Here is a 1,231-nt window from a genome sequence, read left to right as displayed (position 1 = left end):
CGAAAGTTTTAAAATGAAGTTAGCCACCTACCTTTACTGTGAGATGAGGACTACAACCCATTCTGATAAGTCATTGATTTCATTTGATGACAGGTTTGGAGCTGTTAGGCTAATTTGCCAAGGCTAATCATAGCCTTGCTTTAGCCTAAAAAACAGCTTCAAAAGTCCCTGTTGTCAAATGAAATTCTTTTTAAGGTATAAGAAAACACCTCCGTGCTATACTTGTTGTTCACCACAAACAAACGGAAAGACACAGAGATGCAAGACAATTATACTACAAAAGGAAAACATCTGACAATTAATGATCGCCGAAATATCGAAAGATGGCTAAAGCAAGGTAAGTCCAACCGAGAGATTGCTCGACTTCTTGGAAAAGCGCCTCAAACGATTAATAATGAGGTTAAGCGTGGTCTTGTTTTACAACAAGTAAAAAAAGGTCTCTACAAAAAAGTCTACTCTGCTGACTTTGCACAGGCTAATTACAAGAAGAATCGTAAACGGTCTGTTAAAAAACTTATTCTGACTGAGGAGCTGAAAGAGAGAATCCTTCACTACCATCATCAAAAATATTCACCTGAAATGATGGTTAGGACAAAAAACATTAAAGCAAGTGTCACTACAATCTACTACTGGATTAACAATGGACACCTTCAACTAACTAAGGAAGATATGCTTTATCCTAGAAGAAGAAAAGCTAGTCGGAAGCAAACGAATTCAACTTTTAAACCTGCAGGTAAATCAATAGATGAGAGACCTAAGGAGATCAATCTTCGAATGGAAATTGGCCACTACGAGATTGACACAGTTATTCTAACCAAAGAAAAAAATAACTGTTTATTGGTTATGACTGATCGTCGTAGTCGTTATCAAATCATGAGATTAATTCCTGATAAAACCGCTCAATCTGTAAATCAAGCCCTCAAACAAATTCTAAATGAGTACCAAATTCTATCTATTACAGCAGATAACGGAACGGAGTTCAATCGATTATCAGAAGTATTTTCAGAAGAACATATCTATTACGCACATCCTTATTCATCTTGGGAAAGAGGTACCAATGAAAACCAAAATAGGCTCATACGCAGATGGTTACCAAAAGGAACCAAAGAAACGACCCCAAAAGAGGTAGCCTTTATTGAAAATTGGATAAACAACTATCCTAAAAAATGCTTGGGCTACAAGTCGCCGAAGGAATTTCTTAGCGGTGGCTAACTTCAACTTGAAATTTAGC

General features: G+C 36.8%; 1 protein-coding gene. It reads left to right on the top strand.

Going from position 1 to position 1,231, the window contains the following annotated elements; translation table 11 throughout:
• Positions 1 to 258 precede the first annotated feature (258 nt).
• On the top strand, positions 259 to 1,212 hold the full coding sequence (locus tag E4T71_RS08620) for an IS30 family transposase (protein WP_135038916.1): 954 nt from the start codon (positions 259 to 261) through the stop codon (positions 1,210 to 1,212).
• Positions 1,213 to 1,231: the final 19 nt, after the last annotated feature.

It is taken from the genome of Streptococcus sp. WM07, assembly GCF_004570525.1.
Taxonomy (GTDB): Bacteria; Bacillota; Bacilli; order Lactobacillales; family Streptococcaceae; genus Streptococcus.
The sequence above is the reverse complement of the archived record's forward strand: the minus strand, read 5'-3'. Positions and strand labels throughout refer to the sequence as shown.